The organism is Burkholderia sp. Ac-20379 (assembly GCF_017104645.1).
In the GTDB taxonomy this organism is placed as follows: domain Bacteria; phylum Pseudomonadota; class Gammaproteobacteria; order Burkholderiales; family Burkholderiaceae; genus Burkholderia.
Genome location: NZ_JAAGPF010000752.1, coordinates 1 through 996 on the forward strand (window position 1 = coordinate 1; position 996 = coordinate 996).

General features: G+C 69.7%; 2 protein-coding genes. Both read left to right on the top strand.

Going from position 1 to position 996, the window contains the following annotated elements; genetic code table 11:
• Nucleotides 1–125: 125 nt before the first annotated feature.
• Complete coding sequence (locus G3N92_RS34410) at nucleotides 126–503, top strand: response regulator (RefSeq protein ID WP_206131923.1); 378 nt, start codon at nucleotides 126–128, stop codon at nucleotides 501–503.
• Nucleotides 504–568: 65 nt separating this feature from the next.
• On the top strand, nucleotides 569–996 hold a 428-nt coding region (locus tag G3N92_RS34415), incomplete at its 3' end, for an Hpt domain-containing protein (RefSeq protein WP_206131924.1).

The following is a 996-nucleotide window of genomic DNA, read 5'->3' on the forward strand; positions in this document are numbered from 1 at the left end:
TGCCCGGCACGGCCACCTCGCTGGCGCCGACCGCCGCCAAGCCGCTGGCCGACCCGGTGCGGCCGATCGCGCCGCTGAACCCGGCGGCGGGCAGCGCCCACTGAATCGAACCGGAACCGAACGACATGATCCGCTCCATTCTCGCCATCGACGACTCCGCGACCATGCGCGCGCTGCTCCAGGCGACGCTCGCCGACGCGGGCTACGACGTGCATGTGGCCGCCGACGGCGAGACCGCGCTTGAACTCGCGGCGGCGATCGCTTTCGACCTGGTCGTGACCGATCACCACATGCCGGGCAAGAACGGCCTCGACGTGATCCGCACGCTGCGCGCGCGCGGCACTTACGCGGCCACGCCGATCCTGGTGCTGACGACCGAAAGCAGCGACGAATTCAAAGCGTCGGCGCGCGAGGCGGGCGCGACCGGCTGGATCGAAAAGCCGCTCGACCCCGACATGCTGCTCGACCTGGTGGCGGCGCTGGCGGCGCCGAGCCACTCGTAGCCGCGCGAGCGCACCGCGACCGAACCCCATAAGACGCCAACCGACGACACCGACGTGGATCCGGCATGACTCTCGATATCACCCAGTTCTATCAGACGTTTTTCGACGAGGCCGACGAGCTGCTCGCGCAGATGGAGCAATTGCTGCTCGGTCTCGACGCAGGCTCGCCGGACCCCGAGGATCTGGCCGCGATCTTCCGCGCCGCGCATTCGATCAAGGGCGGCGCCGCCACCTTCGGTTTCGCCGCGCTGACCGACACCACGCACATCCTCGAATCGCTGCTCGACCGCGCGCGCAATCACGAGATCACGCTGACGATGCCGATGATCGACGCGTTCCTCGAAACCAAGGACGTGCTGTCGGATCAGCTGGCCGACTACCGCGCGAGCGCCGAGCCCGATGCGGCTGCCGCCGCGGCGATCTGCGCCAAGCTCGAATCGCTGCTGCAGCAGGCGCTCGGCGGCGCGGCCGCTCCGGCCGCCGCGCCTGCACC

What these genes read in the sequence shown, in the direction of transcription:
- G3N92_RS34410 (WP_206131923.1), top strand. Translation starts at nt 126, where the DNA reads ATGATCCGCTCCATTCTCGCCATCGACGACTCCGCGACCATGCGCGCG.